General features: G+C 55.0%; 15 protein-coding genes. 8 read left to right on the top strand and 7 right to left on the bottom strand.

The window, feature by feature from the left end:
* Window positions 1-65 precede the first annotated feature (65 nt).
* The 3 genes from AC6EMZ_RS18795 to AC6EMZ_RS18785 form a co-directional block, all read right to left on the bottom strand.
* Entirely contained in the window at window positions 66-1,112 is a 1,047-nt protein-coding gene (locus AC6EMZ_RS18795; protein ID WP_498404282.1) for a bifunctional transcriptional activator/DNA repair enzyme AdaA, read from the bottom strand.
* Window positions 1,096-1,860, bottom strand: coding sequence for an isocitrate lyase/PEP mutase family protein (locus AC6EMZ_RS18790; protein ID WP_498404281.1), 765 nt, complete (start codon window positions 1,858-1,860; stop codon window positions 1,096-1,098). The genes AC6EMZ_RS18795 and AC6EMZ_RS18790 overlap by 17 nt, the downstream gene beginning before the upstream one ends.
* Before the next feature lie 88 nt (window positions 1,861-1,948).
* A complete protein-coding gene (locus tag AC6EMZ_RS18785; RefSeq protein ID WP_498404280.1) occupies window positions 1,949-3,463 on the bottom strand; it encodes an MDR family MFS transporter in 1,515 nt (504 codons plus the stop codon).
* Between the two features lie 78 nt (window positions 3,464-3,541).
* Here AC6EMZ_RS18785 and AC6EMZ_RS18780 point away from each other — a divergent pair, with 78 nt between their 5' ends.
* A complete protein-coding gene (locus AC6EMZ_RS18780; protein ID WP_498404279.1) occupies window positions 3,542-4,201 on the top strand; it encodes a TetR/AcrR family transcriptional regulator in 660 nt (219 codons plus the stop codon).
* Here the strand turns inward: AC6EMZ_RS18780 and AC6EMZ_RS18775 are convergent.
* Window positions 4,198-4,617 carry a GNAT family N-acetyltransferase gene (locus tag AC6EMZ_RS18775; protein WP_498404277.1) on the bottom strand — a complete coding sequence of 140 codons (420 nt, stop codon included), beginning with the start codon at window positions 4,615-4,617 and terminating at the stop codon, window positions 4,198-4,200. The genes AC6EMZ_RS18780 and AC6EMZ_RS18775 overlap by 4 nt on opposite strands.
* Window positions 4,618-4,847: 230 nt before the next feature.
* Here AC6EMZ_RS18775 and AC6EMZ_RS18770 point away from each other — a divergent pair, with 230 nt between their 5' ends.
* Complete coding sequence (locus AC6EMZ_RS18770) at window positions 4,848-5,144, top strand: YicS family protein (RefSeq protein ID WP_498404276.1); 297 nt, start codon at window positions 4,848-4,850, stop codon at window positions 5,142-5,144.
* A 29-nt stretch (window positions 5,145-5,173) separates the two neighbouring features.
* Here AC6EMZ_RS18770 and AC6EMZ_RS18765 read toward each other — a convergent pair whose 3' ends face one another.
* Window positions 5,174-6,124, bottom strand: coding sequence for a LacI family DNA-binding transcriptional regulator (locus AC6EMZ_RS18765; protein WP_498404351.1), 951 nt, complete (start codon window positions 6,122-6,124; stop codon window positions 5,174-5,176).
* Between the two features lie 293 nt (window positions 6,125-6,417).
* Here AC6EMZ_RS18765 and AC6EMZ_RS18760 point away from each other — a divergent pair, with 293 nt between their 5' ends.
* The 6 genes from AC6EMZ_RS18760 to AC6EMZ_RS18735 all read left to right on the top strand — a co-directional run bounded on the left by AC6EMZ_RS18760 (window position 6,418) and on the right by AC6EMZ_RS18735 (window position 12,749).
* Entirely contained in the window at window positions 6,418-6,732 is a 315-nt protein-coding gene (locus AC6EMZ_RS18760) for a PTS sugar transporter subunit IIB (RefSeq protein WP_498404275.1), read from the top strand.
* A 12-nt stretch (window positions 6,733-6,744) separates the two neighbouring features.
* Window positions 6,745-8,070 (top strand): PTS sugar transporter subunit IIC, encoded by a 1,326-nt coding sequence (locus tag AC6EMZ_RS18755; RefSeq protein ID WP_498404274.1) that lies wholly within the window; start codon window positions 6,745-6,747, stop codon window positions 8,068-8,070.
* 17 nt (window positions 8,071-8,087) lie between these two features.
* On the top strand, window positions 8,088-9,476 hold the full coding sequence (locus AC6EMZ_RS18750; RefSeq protein ID WP_498404273.1) for a glycoside hydrolase family 1 protein: 1,389 nt from the start codon (window positions 8,088-8,090) through the stop codon (window positions 9,474-9,476).
* A 6-nt stretch (window positions 9,477-9,482) separates the two neighbouring features.
* The gene (locus AC6EMZ_RS18745) at window positions 9,483-9,785 is read left to right on the top strand and encodes a PTS lactose/cellobiose transporter subunit IIA (protein WP_142503674.1); all 303 of its coding nucleotides are present in this window, start codon (window positions 9,483-9,485) and stop codon (window positions 9,783-9,785) included.
* Window positions 9,786-9,928: 143 nt separating this feature from the next.
* Entirely contained in the window at window positions 9,929-11,308 is a 1,380-nt protein-coding gene (locus AC6EMZ_RS18740) for a carbohydrate porin (RefSeq protein WP_498404272.1), read from the top strand.
* A 535-nt stretch (window positions 11,309-11,843) separates the two neighbouring features.
* Window positions 11,844-12,749 carry an EamA family transporter gene (locus AC6EMZ_RS18735; RefSeq protein ID WP_498404271.1) on the top strand — a complete coding sequence of 302 codons (906 nt, stop codon included), beginning with the start codon at window positions 11,844-11,846 and terminating at the stop codon, window positions 12,747-12,749.
* A 64-nt stretch (window positions 12,750-12,813) separates the two neighbouring features.
* On the opposite strand, the gene nepI is transcribed toward AC6EMZ_RS18735, so the two are convergent.
* Window positions 12,814-14,004 carry a purine ribonucleoside efflux pump NepI gene (gene nepI, locus AC6EMZ_RS18730; RefSeq protein ID WP_498404270.1) on the bottom strand — a complete coding sequence of 397 codons (1,191 nt, stop codon included), beginning with the start codon at window positions 14,002-14,004 and terminating at the stop codon, window positions 12,814-12,816.
* Window positions 14,005-14,069: 65 nt separating this feature from the next.
* Complete coding sequence (locus tag AC6EMZ_RS18725; RefSeq protein WP_498404268.1) at window positions 14,070-14,597, bottom strand: SRPBCC family protein; 528 nt, start codon at window positions 14,595-14,597, stop codon at window positions 14,070-14,072.
* Between the last annotated feature and the right edge of the window lie 23 nt (window positions 14,598-14,620).

Genomic DNA, 14,620 nt, shown 5'->3' with positions numbered 1-14,620 from the left:
TATCGGCAACGACGCGCTACGCTAAAAAACGAAAAAGCATCAACCAGAAGAAAAAGGAATATGCCTTAACGGTGTTTGTTTTCGTGGGCGATGAGCCACGCTTTACGCGCGAGCCCACCGCCGTAACCGGTCATCGAACCGTCCTTGCCAATAATACGATGGCAGGGGATGACTATAGCCACGCGATTGGCACCGTTTGCGCCCGCGACGGCACGCACTGCGGCGGGCCTGTCGATCCGGGTTGCCAGCGCCTGGTAGTGCGACGTCTCGCCGAACGGTACGTCCTGTAAGCCTTGCCAGACGACGCGCTGGAATTCGCTGCCCGGCGTGTCCAGGGTGATGTCGAACTGCTGGCGGGAGCCCGAGAAATACTCACCCATCTCTTTTTCCATCTGTCGCGTATGGCTGTTTTCACCCGCCATAATCCTCGCCTTAAACAGACGCTGTAAGTCGCTGAACTCGGTTTCCAGCATGCGTCTGTCGACAAACTCCAGCAGGCAGATGCCGCGCTCCGTCGCGCACACAAACATGGGTCCGATCGGCGTTGTGAAGCGATGGATCAGAATCACCTGCTGATGCTCGCTCGGTGCATACCCGGTGAGCTTTTTGCAGGTATAGCCAAATCCGCTTAGCGACTCATAACCACTGTCGAACGCCACGTCGGTTGCCGTGCGTCCGCCTTTGAGCTCCTGAAGCGCCACGTTCACCCGCTGCATCCGCTGAAACGCCTGGAACGTCATGCCGTGATGTTGCAAAAACCAGCGACGCACACGTTCCGGGCCGATCGCCTGCTGTCGTAAGTCGGCATCGGTGATGCGGGTTTTGGGACTTTCTCGCACCAGCTTCATGGCTTGTTCGATGTATTCCGGCGCGGTGCAGGCATTCTCCGTTGGGCGACAGACCTTACAGGGACGAAATCCCGCGTCCAGCGCCGATTTGAAGTCATCATAAAAATCGACGTTTTCACGCTTCGGCTTGCGCGCCCGGCAGACTGAGATGCAAAAGACACCCGTGGTTTTTACGCCAACGTAGAATACGCCGGTAAACTCCGACGCGCGGTCGAGCAGCGCCTGATACCAGGCATCGCACTGCGTGCTATCGATGACTTTCATGGCTGAAAACTCCCGCGAAGGATTGCGCGTTCTGAATCGTAAACAGTAAATCCTTTAGCTGCGTTTGTATTGCTGAATGCACAAAATTTCCCATCGAGATGCGACGCACTCCCGATGCGGCAAGCGCATCAAAATCAGCAAGATCGGGCATGCACATAACGTTTAACGGCAACCCAACTTCGCGAACGAGGGTTTTGATATCCTCATCCTGGGTCACGCCAGGCACAAAAAAGCCGTCGGCACCGTGAGCCTGATAGCACTGGCCGCGACGCAACGTCTCGTCAAGCGCCTGCGCGTGGTTCATCAAAAAAGCATCGGTGCGAATATTCAGGAACATGTCTGGACAAGCATCACGAACGTCCTCGAGCTTAAGGGCAAAATTGGACACCGCTTCTGCATAACGCTCACCGCGAATAACCCGGCTGTCTTCAAGATTAATGCCCACCACTCCAAGCGTTGCCAGACGCTGAATATTCTCGATAACCCCACGCGTCGTTTCGCTATACCCGGCCTCCAAATCAACGCTCAGGGGTAACATGGTGACCGCGCGAATACGCGTAACGATGAAAAACAGTTCTTCAAACGAGATAGCTTCGCCATCGTCGTAGCCCAGCATGCTGGCAATAGCAGCGCTGGACGTCCCAAGGGCAAGATATCCTGCATCCTGTGCGGCCAGCGCGCTGCTGGCATCCCAGACGTTGGCAATCAGTAACGGTGCGTGTTGATGATGAAGCGCGTTGAAGTTCATGGTGTTCTCCGGTTGTGAGGTGCCGGATGAGTGTGGTGCTTTCCACTTCCCCCTCACAACCGAAAATCGGACGACCATTTTTTAGCGGCTACGGATGCGCATTATCCCGGCGCAGCGGTGTCTCGCGTAAGAACCACGACAGCACAAACGCCAGTACCATTATCCCTGCCGCCATTAAAAATACGGCATGGATCGCGGAGCCAAAGGCATCCAGATAACTCAGGCGTAGGGCATCCGGCAGATTGTGGATCGCCACCGGGTTAAGCTCACGCGGGAGCTCGGCCCCTTCGGGCAGGCGTTCAATCAGGCCCGTTTGCAGAACGTGCGTGAACACCGCGCCGAACAGCGCCACACCAATCGCCCCGCCAATCGAGCGAAACAGCGTGACGCCGGAGGTCGCCACGCCGTACTGGCTGGACGACACGCTATTTTGCACCGCCAGCACCAGCACCTGCATCACCAGCCCAAGCCCCATCCCCAGCACACCGGTGAACAGGTACAGCTTCCAGGTCGGTGAATCAATCATAATGCGCGTCAGCAGCGTCATGCCTATCACCCCAAGCAGGGTGCCGAGAATCGGGAACAGGCGGTATTTTCCGGTACGGCTGATGATCCGTCCGCTAATAATCGAGGTCAGCAACAGGCCACCCATCAGTGGGATCAGCTGGAGCCCTGCCTGCGTCGGTGTGGCGTCTTTGACTACCTGGAGATAGAGCGGCAGGAAGGTCACCGAGCCAAACAGCGACATCCCGATGATAAAGCCGATCAGGCTGCACAGCAGAAAGCTGCGGTCGCGGAACAGTGACAGCGGAATAATCGGCTCCCACGCCAGGCGCTCCTCATAGATAAACCCGGCAATACCCGTCAGGCCAAAGGCCAGGATGCACCACAGCTGCGGATCGTTCCACGGGCGTATTGTGCCGCCTTCGGTGGTAAATAGAATGATGCACAGCAGCGCCATGCTGAGGTAAAACGCCCCGAGAAAGTCGATTTCATGCTTGCTGCGCTTCGCGCTGCTGTGAAACACCGCGCCGATCACCAGCAGCGCAAACAGGCCGAGCGGCAGGTTGATATAAAAAATCCAGCGCCAGGAGGCGTGCTGCACGATAAACCCACCGATGAGCGGCCCAATCACCGTCGCCAGGCCAAACACGCCGCCAAATAATCCCTGATAGCGCCCACGATCCGCAGGCGGGATCACGTCCGCCACTGCCGCCATGCTGATCACCATCAGACCGCCGCCGCCCAGTCCCTGCAAGGCGCGCATCAGCACCAGTTGGGTCATGTTTTGCGCCAGTCCACAGAGCGCAGAACCCACCAGGAAGAGCACTATCGCGATTTGCAGCACGATTTTGCGGCCAAACAGATCGCCAAACTTGCCGTACAGCGGCACGGCAATCGTTGAACTGAGAATATAGGCTGTCACCACCCAGGAGAGCTTATCCAGCCCGCCCAACTCACCGACAATGGTCGGCAGCGCGGTTGACACAATAGTCTGGTCAAGTGCGGATAACAGCATAACCAGCAGCAGCGCGCTGAACAGCAACCGAATTGACGGCGCTTTTTGTCCAGCGGCGGAATGAGTCGTTGAGTCAGACTCCATAAAACACCACTTGAAATTAATTAATGAGATAATTAATATTTATCCAAGTTATGATTCCGGTCAAGAGATCAACACATCATGCCAGCACAAAAAGAACATTCCGAATCCGCGCCACAGGGCCGCCGTCCCGGACGTCCACGCGGTGCAAAGCCTACGGCCACCAGCCGGGAACGGCTGTTGGATATCGCCCTGGATCTCTTTTCCCGCCAGGGCATTGCCCACACGTCGCTCAACGCTATCGCGAAAGAAGCGGGCGTGACCCCAGCGATGCTGCACTACTATTTTAACTCCCGGGAGCAACTGCTCGACGCAATGATCGAGGAGCGTTTTCTGCCGCTGCGCAGCGCGATCGGCGCGATTTTTGATACCCATCCGGACGACCCCGTTAACGCGCTGACGCAAATGGTGGAAACCCTGGCAGAGCTTGCCGGGCAATATCACTGGTTTGCGCCGCTGTGGATGCAGGAGGTGATTGGCGAAATGCCTGTTCTGCGCGCGCATCTGCAAGCCCGCTTTGGGAATGATAAATATCAGACCACGCTGTCTACGCTTGCCCGCTGGCAGGACGAAGGAAAGTTAAACCGCGAGCTTGCGCCGGAGCTGCTCTTTACGACGCTGTTAAGCCTGGTGCTGGTGCCGTTCTCGCGTATGCGCAACGACGAGAGGCTAAAAACCCTCTCGCCGCAGATTATCGTCAGACACGCACTGGCAGTGATTGGCAGCGGGATCGGGGGTTAGAGCGCCTTCGACAGGTAATGCCGCTGCATGCCCTTCAACGGAAAATCGTCCAGCGTCATTTGCAGCCGATAGCCCTGTTTTTCATAAAACGGTCGTGCCTGAAAACTGAAAGTATCGACCAGCGCATGCAGGCAGCCCATGTGCCTGGCCTCTTCTTCCGCAGCCCGCATAATTTGACCGCCAAGCCCGGTGCCCCGCGCGTCGCTGCTGACCCACAGATAATCAATATTCAGCCACTCGCCTTTGCGGTTGCCAATCAGACCGCCGATCATGACACCGCTGTCATCACGTGAATAGACGGCGATATCTCCGCCCACATTGGCAAAGTTAATAAACTGCCGGTTGTGAGATCGTAATCCGCTTAAGAGTTCTTCTTTTTCCTGCGGGGTAATGGTGTTTGTGACGTTTAGCTGCATCGTGTTCTCCTTTTTCTTTAGCGTATTTCGACTATCTCACAGCCGAATGCGACTCTCATCGTCACCCTCGATTAATTTTTCATCGCGTGATGCTGCCCGGCAAAATCTACGGCTACGCTTAAAACGTCTCATACCTGAGATCGATAAAATTCATACTTTCGGCTTGAATCGCAAACGTGAATGTAACGATATATTTCAGAAGACAATGCGTGTTTTTTTCGGGGGTTTTCATGAAAGCTGCACATCTGTTTTGTCTGGTTATTTGTTTGCTTTTCGCCGCCTTCGTCCATGCACAGGACAAGCAGGATCCGGTTAAAGACGAGAAAATTAAGCAAGTCGTCATGCACGATATCAAGAAAGTCTGCTCGCCTCAGAGTAAGCAAACCGATAAGCAATGGCAGGCGACGATCCTGTCATCAGAGGCGAATAAGCTGCTTGTCAAAAATGCCGTACTGGCGATGGAGCGCGACAATCTGGACAACTACTGGGAAGCGGTCGGCAAGGTCGATTGTATGGAGGATTATTAAGCGTGAAGCCTGGGCCTCACGCTTTATTTTTAACGCTTACGCATATCCGGAATAATTAAATCCCCACGCAGAACGTACGAGCCCAGCATCTGCGTTTTTTCAGTTAGCCAGGTCACGATACGCGCAGCCATCGCATCCATCGAATATTCAATCGCTGGAATGGTCGGAATGCCGGGCAGATGCAGCGATCCGGCGAGGCTAAAGACCATAATGTCGTCCGGTACAGATTTGTTAAACGCCTGCAACTGTGGGATCACGCGATGCGCTTCCTGCTCATCGGCCACCAGCAGAGCGTTGAAATTCAACGTGGTGGCGTTATTGAGCAGCTCTTGCAACGCCACGGACGACGATGTGGCGTCCATAAAGACCAGGTTACGATTAAACGGCAGGAAGTTTTTCTCCAGCGCGTGTTTGTAACCCAGCAGCACCTGATCGGCAAAACCGCTGCCCTGCGGCTGGATCAGCGCAATCTGGCGGCGACCCTGGCTGGTCAGGAAATTACAGGCGGTTTCGGCGGCAAAGGCATGATCAAACTGGATGCTGTTGGTATTGTCCGACTCCATGCAGTCGACCAGAATCACGTTTTCCTGTTCGATATTCAGCGGGAAACGCGCGCCAATGACCAGGATGTCGTCGCACAATCCGCAGGAGAGCTCATCAAGGGCGTTCATCACCTCCGCTTTGGTATTGGCAAAGCGCAGAAGCAGATGTTTTTGATGCTGGCTGAGGTGTTTTTCCAGCGCGTAGAGGTAACCGGTGGTCTGGTTAATATTATCCTGCGCACAAATCACGCCAATACAGCCGGTCGACTGACTCAGTAGCGACTGCGCAATAACGTTGGGCCGATAGTTCAGCTCATCCACCGCTTTTAGTACGGCCTCACGGCTGGCTTCCTTAACGCCGCGCGACCCGCTCAACACCCGTGATACCGTGGCTTTTGACACCCCGGCCAGACGCGATACATCGTTGATTGTAGACATCATATTCCCCTGTCAGGACCCACGCAGCCCTGTAATTCCCATTACCGCTTCGGCTCACATTGTAGCCAATCAGGAGTATATCCGTTTCCCTTTTCCATGGAAACCGATTTTCCGTTTCCACTCCATTCGATGCCAAAAAGGTCAAATTTCGTGACGTAAATCTTGTTACGAAGCCCCATAAGTAACGGATCTTGATGGTTGTCACAGTTCTGTCTTTTATAAATGGAAACCGGTTTCCATATGATATCCAATCATCTCCGCAATAACTTTTTACATTTATAGGATGGTTGTCGATGTTCAAGATTATGCTGTGCTGCTCTGCCGGGATGTCCACCAGTCTGCTGGTGAGGAAAATGGTTGAAGTGGCGGAAGAACGCGGTCTACCGGTCAAGATTGATGCGTACGGCGTTTCCGAATTTGATACGCAGTTTCCGCAATACCAGGTGGTGCTTCTCGGACCCCAGGTGAAATACATGTTAAAGACACTCGCAGACAAGGCTGCCACGCAAGGTATTCCGGTTCAGGCTATCGATATGATGGACTACGGTATGCAACGTGGTGATAAGGTTCTGGACTATGCTCTGTCGCTCATTGAAGCGGCACACTAATAAGGTGTTCTCATGAGTTCGTTATATCAATCCATGGTTGCTGTGATTGAGCAGTCCATTACTCCGCTTGCGGCAAAGCTCGGCCAGCAAAAGTACGTGATTGCAATCCGCGACGGCTTTACCGCCGCGCTGCCGTTTATGATCATCGGCTCGTTTATGCTGGTGTTTATCTTCCCGCCGTTCTCCGCGGATACCACCAATAGCTTTGCCCGCGGCTGGCTGGATTTCTCTCAGACCTATCGCGAACAGCTAATGCTGCCGTTTAACCTCAGCATGGGTGTGATGACGTTCTTTATCTCGGTGGGGATTGGCGCGAGCCTTGGCCGCCAGTTTAATCTCGATCCGGTGATGTCCGGCCTGCTGGCGTTTATGGCGTTCCTGCTGGTGGCAGCACCTTATGCTGACGGCAAAATCTCTACCCAGTATCTGTCGGGTCAGGGCATTTTCACCGCACTGATTACCGCTATCTACTCCACCCGCGTGTACGCGTGGCTGAAGGAAAACAAAGTCACGATTCGTCTGCCAAAAGAAGTGCCAACCGGCGTGGCGCGTTCCTTTGAAATCCTGATCCCAGTGTTGGTGGTGATCGGCACGTTGCACCCGCTGAACCTGTTTATCGAAGCGCAAACCGGAATGATTATTCCACAGGCGATTATGCACCTGCTGGAACCGCTGGTTTCTGCGTCTGACTCCCTGCCAGCCATTCTGCTCTCCGTGCTGCTGTGCCAGATCTTCTGGTTCGCAGGCATCCACGGCTCGCTGATTGTGACCGGCATTATGAACCCATTCTGGATGGCAAACCTGTCGGCAAACCAGGCGGCACTGGCGGCGGGTGCGGCGCTCCCGCACGTTTATCTGCAAGGCTTCTGGGATCACTACCTGCTGATTGGCGGCGTAGGCTCGACCCTGCCGCTGGCATTCCTGCTGCTGCGTAGCCGCGTAACGCATCTGCGTACCATTGGCAAAATGGGCGTGGTGCCAAGCTTCTTTAACATCAACGAACCGATTCTGTTCGGCGCGCCGATCATCATGAACCCGATGCTGTTTATTCCGTTCGTGTTCGTTCCGCTCATCAACGCCTGCCTGGCGTATGGCGCGACTAAACTCGGCTGGATTGCCCAGGTTGTCTCTCTGACGCCGTGGACCACACCCGCGCCAATTGGTGCATCGTGGGCCGCCAACTGGGCGCTGAGCCCGGTCGTGATGTGCGTCGTTTGTATGGTGATGTCAGCGCTGATGTATCTGCCGTTCCTGCGCGCTTATGAGCGTTCGTTGCTGAAAAACGAAGAGCAAAAAGCCCAGGCTACCGTGGGTGCCGTTGAAACAGCCAGTCAATAAGTCAAAGAGGAAGCATTATGAAATATTCATTTCCCGATAACTTTTGGTGGGGCAGCGCAAGCTCCGCGCTCCAGACCGAAGGGGAAAGCCAGGGCGGCGGCAAAGGACTGACCACCTGGGATCGCTGGTTCGCCGATGAGCCAAACCGTTTCCACAACGGCGTGGGGCCGCAGGATACCTCCACATTCTGCCAGAACTGGAAAGCGGACATTCAGCTGCTGAAACAGCTGAACCATAACAGCTTTCGGACCTCGATTAGCTGGGCGCGTCTGATCCCCGACGGTGTCGGTGAAGTGAATCCGCAGGCGGTAGATTTTTACAATCAGGTGTTCGACGAGCTGCTTGAGCAGGGTATTACGCCGTTCATCACCCTGTTCCACTTCGACATGCCGATGGCGATGCAGGAGATCGGCGGCTGGGAAAACCGCGAGGTCGTGGCCGCCTATTCCCGTTACGCGCAAATCTGCTTCGAGCTGTTTGGCGATCGCGTGCTGCACTGGTTCACCTTCAACGAGCCGATTGTGCCGGTGGAAGGCGGTTATCTGTACGACTTCCATTATCCGAACGTGGTGGATTTTCGTCGCGCGGCGACCGTGGCGTATCACACTGTATTGGCCCACGCGCAGGCTGTTCGCGCATATCGCGCCGGACATTATGCGGGTGAGATAGGCATTGTGTTGAACTTAACGCCGTCGTATCCACGCTCGCAAAACCCGGCTGATGTCAAAGCCGCTCACCACGCGGACCTGATGTTTAACCGCAGCTTCCTTGATCCGGTGCTGCGCGGAGAATATCCGGATGATTTGGTTGCGTTGTTGAAGTCTTACGATCAGCTTCCTGCCTGTCAGCCGGAAGACAGCGCGCTGATTGCCGAAGGGACAATCGATCTGCTGGGCATTAACTATTATCAGCCGCGTCGCGTGAAGTGCCGCGACAGCGCGGTGAACCCGCAGGCACCGTTTATGCCAGAGTGGTTCTTTGATAACTACGAAATGCCGGGCCGCAAGATGAACCCGTACCGTGGCTGGGAAATTTACGAGCCGGGTATTTACGATATTCTCGTTAACCTGCGCGAAAATTACGGCAACCCACGCTGCTTTATTTCTGAAAATGGTATGGGCGTCGAAAACGAGCAGCGTTTTATTGAAAACGGCCAAATTAACGATCAATACCGTATCGACTTTATTTCTGAACATCTTAAATGGGTGCATAAGGGTATTAGCGAAGGCAGCCGCTGTCTTGGCTACCATATGTGGACATTTATTGATAACTGGTCATGGTGTAATGCGTATAAAAACCGCTACGGCTTTATCCAGCTGGATTTGAAAACACAACAACGCACCATTAAGAAAAGCGGAGAATGGTTTGCCGCCACCTCCTTAAATAACTGTTTTGATAAAGAGTAATTAATGATGATCGCATTAGAAGACGCTGTCATGGAAATCATCGTCAATGCGGGCCAGTCGCGCAGCCTGTGCTTTGAAGCACTGCACGCTGCGCGTCAGGGCAACCTTGACGAAGCCAAAAGTCTGCTGCGCGAAGCCGATGGCTACGCGCGCCAGGCGCACCATATGCAAACCAAGCTCATCGAACAGGACGCGGGCGAAGCCCGCCAGCCGATGACCTTAATAATGGTGCATGCTCAGGACCATTTAATGAACTCACTGCTGGCCCGTGAATTATCGGAAGAGATTATTCACCTCTATCAGAGATAAACTATGGCGAAATAATTATTTAATGTAATACCTCTGTACCTAAATATTAAAATCAACTTGTTCTGATGATAGCGACAGTCTCTGTCAGATCGGAATCGGGTGGTTATTGTCTGAATAAAATTTAAATATATATTGAGATAACCATGAATATGATTAAAAAACTTCCATTAACAATGGCGGTTATCGCCGCGCTTTGCCCAATTTCTGTCCTTGCGCAGGATTTCACCCAGGAGCAAATCGACGCCATTGTGGCCAAAGCGGTGGATAAAGCCCTGGCAGATCGTCAGGCAAAAATGGACGCCGCCGTCGCCAAAAAAGTCGACGTGGTGACGGAGCCGCAAAGCGCGGCGCAGTCTCCGGATCTGGCGATCCCGTTTGGCGTTAAGTTTACCGGCTACGCCCGCTACGGTGCGCACTTCCAGGCTGCCGATCAGAAATACGTGGCGGTGGATGGTTCTTATAACGGCGCGTCCGCGATTGGTCGTCTGGGTAACGAAGGTAACGGCGGTGAATTCCAGCTTTCTAAAGCCTTCAAAGGCGAGAACGGCGCGATCTGGGATATCAACGTGATGATCGACCACTGGGGCGACGAGGTTAACCTCAAAAAAGCCTACGCTGGCGTGACCAACATTATGGCCTCCAACCCGAACGCCTACTTCTGGGCAGGCCGTGATTTCCACCAGCGTCCGCAACAGGGCATCAACGATTACTTCTGGATGAACCACGACGGCCAGGGTGCCGGGGTGAAAAACTTCGACATCGGCGGCGTGCAGTTTGACGTAGCCACCGTGGCGGCAGTGGAATCCTGTAGCCCGGAAGTGATGGAAGATGAAGCTAACCCGTCGCGCATTACCTGTACCGGCGGTTCCGGCACGGGCGACAAAGGCAACTACGCAGCGACCTCTAAAATCCACGGTATGAAGCTCGGCCCAGTGGATCTGGAACTGTACGCCAACTACGGCTTTGACTCAAAAGCCATCGAAAGCGAAGAACGTCTGAACGCCTGGCAGGGCGGCGTGGTGCTGAGCCACACCAACGACAGCGGCGTGAACAAAGTGATCGCGCGTTATTCCGATAACTCGGACAACAGCGTGTTCAACAAAACCGAAGACTTGACCACGGTATACGCCAGCTTCGAAGGGTTGTACAAATTCACCCAGGCCACGCAGGTGGAGTACATCCTCGCCTTCCACGACTATGACAACAGCCGCGACGACACCGATAACCGTAAGAACTACAACGCCATCGTGCGCCCAATGCACTGGTGGAACGACGTACACTCCACCTGGCTGGAAGCAGGCTGGCAGCATGTTGACTACGACAACGGCGGCGACAACAAAGGCTGGAAGCTGACGCTCTCCCAGAACATGTCTATCGCTATGGGGCCTGAGTTCCGTCCGATGCTGCGCTTCTACGTGACCGGCGGCAAGGTAGACAACGAACGCACCGCGCGCGTAAACAATACCAAAGACGAAACGCTCGACGATTTCAACGTCGGCGCAATGTGGGAAGCCTGGTTCTAGTAAGATTTTTTCTCCCTTTCCCACTGAGCTAAAGGATCCCCAGTAATAATCGCTACACGAAACCGTCCCCTCTCCCCGTTGGGGAGAGGGTTAGGGTGAGGGGAACATGCGGCTCAGGAAGTTATTCCGTTCACTTTGAGATCCGTGCTTCTCTATGATGACGGCACCGGTGAACGTGCCATGGCGGCTCAATCGCCGCCGCCCTGGCAACCCGGGCTCCCGGCAAGAAAATCGTCGCTACGCGATGCCTTCGTCTTATTCCCTCCGGCTATCGGGGACGGGCGCTGCAACGTCCCTGTAAATGCGCCCTCGCCGCGCATCCATGCGCGTCGCCCCGGCCTCCAGGAAACGACTCAACGATTTACAGCCGGACCAGGGCATCGCTTCAGGCGCTTCATTTTTATTGTGTCATTTCCATTGCTATTAAAAAAAGAGTGGGGATTCATCCCCCCCGTGGGGGAGGGCCAGGGCATCAGGCCGCACGCTATCATGCTATGCTGTTGACCGAATTAACGACAGCATAGCAGGGGAGAAAATGGGTTCGACAAAAAAAGGGATGCTAAACGTCCTGATCGCCGCCGTTTTATGGGGCAGCTCAGGGGTTTGCGCGCAGTACATCATGGAGAAAAGCCAGATCTCCTCGCCTTATTTAACAATGATCCGCCTGCTGTTCACTGGCGTTATCTTGCTAACGCTCTCCTTCGTTCACGGCGACAAGATTTTCTCGGTCATCAAAAATCGCAAAGACGCCATCAGCCTGCTGATTTTCTCGCTCTTTGGCGCGCTGATCGTGCAGCTCACCTTCCTGGTAACGATTGAAAAATCCAACGCCGCCACCGCTACCGTGCTGCAATTCCTGTCGCCGACAATCATCGTGGCGTGGTTCGCGTTAGTGCGTAAAAAGCGCCCTGGGATATTCGTCTTTGCCGCTATTTTGACATCGCTCATCGGCACATTCCTGCTGGTGACGCACGGCGACCCGACGTCGCTGACGATCTCCCCGGCGGCGCTCGTCTGGGGTATCGCATCGGCCTTTGCCGCCGCGTTTTACACCACCTTTCCTTCCACGCTGATTGCTCGTTACGGTACGCTGCCGATCGTCGGCTGGAGCATGCTGCTGGCAGGACTCATGCTGACGCCGTTCTACGCCGGGCGCGGGACCACGTTCGTGATTGACGGCAGCCTGCTGCTGGCGTTTTTCTATTTAGTGGTGATTGGCACAGCGGTGACGTTCAGCCTGTATCTGAAAGGCGCGCAGATGATCGGTGGTCCAAAGGCAAGTATTTTGAGCTGTGCCGAACCGCTGAGCAGCGCGCTTTTATCTGTGCTGTTGCTAGGCGTGGCGTTTTCTCTGCCGGACTGGCTGGGGACGTTGTTGATTGTGTCTTCGGTGGTGTTGATTTCGATGGATTCGAGAAGGCGTGGGCGGACATCAACGTAGCCTGTTGCCACCTCAAACCGCAGAGAACAGCCCCCTCTCCCATTTGGGGAAAAGGGGGAAACACCTATTTAGCCTTCACCTTCCCCGCCACCAGCAGCGCGGTCAGCAGCATCAGCGTACCGGAAATAATCAGCGGTGAGGTTAGCCCCAAATGGTCCAGAGCAAGGCCGCCCACCGCTGCGCCGCAGGTGTTCGCCAACTGGATAACCGCCACCTGAATTGACCCGGCCTTTTCGGCCTGATCGGCAAGCGTTCGGGTGATCCACGTGGACCAACCTACCGGCACCAGCGCAAAGGCAAAGCCCCAAATAATCGCAATTGCGGAAGCCACCCACTTATCGTTGCCCCAAAAAATCAGCACGGCTGCGCTCACGGCCAACACCAGCGGCGCACCCGCTAACGCAAACTTCAGAGAACGTTTCAGGAACTGCGCCGACAGCGACGTGCCGACAAAGCTGGCGATACCAAAGCTCAGGAGCACCAGCGTCAGGCCATCAACGTCAAAGCCCGACAGGGTGGTGAAGATGGGGCGAATATAGGTAAAGAAGGCGAACTGACCGGCAAAGGCCATAAAGATGGCGGTCATCCCCGCCAGTACGCCAGGGCGTTTTAGCAGGCTGAACATATTCTGTTTGTGATGTGCAGGCTCGCCCGGCAGCGACGGCAGCGCTTTCCACACCCAGAAGATGCACAGAAGGCCCATCACCGCCGCGCCGTTAAACACGTTGCGCCAGCCGATAATCCCGCCGAGGAAGCTGCCCAGCGGTGCGGCGATCACCAGCGCGATAGAAACAGCACCGAAGATAACGGATAGCGCTTTGGGCACCGTACGCGCGGGAACGAGGCGCATGGTCAGCGAGGCTGACATCGCCCAGAATCCGCCAAGGCCAATTCCCAGACAAGCGCGACCCAGCAGCAGCAGGGTAAAGTTTTCGGCGAAGGACACCAGCACGCAGGAGAGCGTCAGCAGCACCGCGAACAGCATTACCACCTTGCGGCGATCGATGGTCCCGATGATCTGCGTGATAAACAGGCTGGCAAACATCGCCACAAAGGCGGTAACGGTCACGGACTGGCCCGCCACCCCTTCGGAAATCCCCAGGTCCTGCGCCATCGGCGTGAGCAGGCTCACCGGCAAAAACTCAACGGTAATCAGACAGGCGACGCAAAACGCCACGGAAAAAACCGCAGACCAGTTCGGGCGCGAGACCTCTTTGGCATGCGGTATGGGCGTGGATTGAATATGTTCTGTCATGACATCACCTGAGGATAAAAACGTGCGGAAAAGTCGCTCAGTTTATCATCATAAGTGTGACCGATTTAACGTTTTGACAACTTTTCTTGCATCGCGGCATTCACCAGCCCAACGATCCACTCCTGATGCCCATTAATCATCGGGTTCGGCACTGCCCGCGCCAGCTGCTGCGCTGGAACGCCTTTCTGCGACTCTTGGGTCAAAATGCGCACGCGGTGACCTGGCAAATCTTCAAACAACCAGGCGTGGATCACATCCAGACGTGAGTTGGCCTCTCCCTCAACCCAGCCATGCCAGGCGATACGCGCCGCTTCGCCGTCTGCTGGCGGCACATATTCCGTCACCTGCGCCTCGACCGGGAAGCCAAAGGTGGTGAAGCGGAAGCGCGCCTTAGCGCTCAGTTGCGGCCCGCTGCCGTCGTGGAAGTGAATATCTTGCGCATTGCTGTAATAACCCGGCCACAGCGCGGTGTCGTTAAGCTGCGCCCAAATCTCTCTGGCCGTCAGCCCGGCGACAATGATTTCGTTGGAAGCAAAATTATCGGTGGTGCCTGGCAGATAGTCGTTCGGCCAGATAATCGCGGATTGTTTCATGGTTCACCTCATCGGTTAGTTGA

Source organism: Enterobacter sp. SCRI0065 (genome assembly GCF_059766475.1).
This window is presented reverse-complemented; position numbering and strand designations above follow the sequence as displayed.

What these genes read in the sequence shown, in the direction of transcription:
- AC6EMZ_RS18795 (WP_498404282.1), bottom strand. Translation starts at nt 1,112, where the DNA reads ATGAAAGTCATCGATAGCACGCAGTGCGATGCCTGGTATCAGGCGCTG.
- AC6EMZ_RS18790 (WP_498404281.1), bottom strand. Translation starts at nt 1,860, where the DNA reads ATGAACTTCAACGCGCTTCATCATCAACACGCACCGTTACTGATTGCC.
- AC6EMZ_RS18785 (WP_498404280.1), bottom strand. Translation starts at nt 3,463, where the DNA reads ATGGAGTCTGACTCAACGACTCATTCCGCCGCTGGACAAAAAGCGCCG.
- AC6EMZ_RS18780 (WP_498404279.1), top strand. Translation starts at nt 3,542, where the DNA reads ATGCCAGCACAAAAAGAACATTCCGAATCCGCGCCACAGGGCCGCCGT.
- AC6EMZ_RS18775 (WP_498404277.1), bottom strand. Translation starts at nt 4,617, where the DNA reads ATGCAGCTAAACGTCACAAACACCATTACCCCGCAGGAAAAAGAAGAA.
- AC6EMZ_RS18770 (WP_498404276.1), top strand. Translation starts at nt 4,848, where the DNA reads ATGAAAGCTGCACATCTGTTTTGTCTGGTTATTTGTTTGCTTTTCGCC.
- AC6EMZ_RS18765 (WP_498404351.1), bottom strand. Translation starts at nt 6,124, where the DNA reads ATGTCTACAATCAACGATGTATCGCGTCTGGCCGGGGTGTCAAAAGCC.
- AC6EMZ_RS18760 (WP_498404275.1), top strand. Translation starts at nt 6,418, where the DNA reads ATGTTCAAGATTATGCTGTGCTGCTCTGCCGGGATGTCCACCAGTCTG.
- AC6EMZ_RS18755 (WP_498404274.1), top strand. Translation starts at nt 6,745, where the DNA reads ATGAGTTCGTTATATCAATCCATGGTTGCTGTGATTGAGCAGTCCATT.
- AC6EMZ_RS18750 (WP_498404273.1), top strand. Translation starts at nt 8,088, where the DNA reads ATGAAATATTCATTTCCCGATAACTTTTGGTGGGGCAGCGCAAGCTCC.
- AC6EMZ_RS18745 (WP_142503674.1), top strand. Translation starts at nt 9,483, where the DNA reads ATGATCGCATTAGAAGACGCTGTCATGGAAATCATCGTCAATGCGGGC.
- AC6EMZ_RS18740 (WP_498404272.1), top strand. Translation starts at nt 9,929, where the DNA reads ATGAATATGATTAAAAAACTTCCATTAACAATGGCGGTTATCGCCGCG.
- AC6EMZ_RS18735 (WP_498404271.1), top strand. Translation starts at nt 11,844, where the DNA reads ATGGGTTCGACAAAAAAAGGGATGCTAAACGTCCTGATCGCCGCCGTT.
- nepI (WP_498404270.1), bottom strand. Translation starts at nt 14,004, where the DNA reads ATGACAGAACATATTCAATCCACGCCCATACCGCATGCCAAAGAGGTC.
- AC6EMZ_RS18725 (WP_498404268.1), bottom strand. Translation starts at nt 14,597, where the DNA reads ATGAAACAATCCGCGATTATCTGGCCGAACGACTATCTGCCAGGCACC.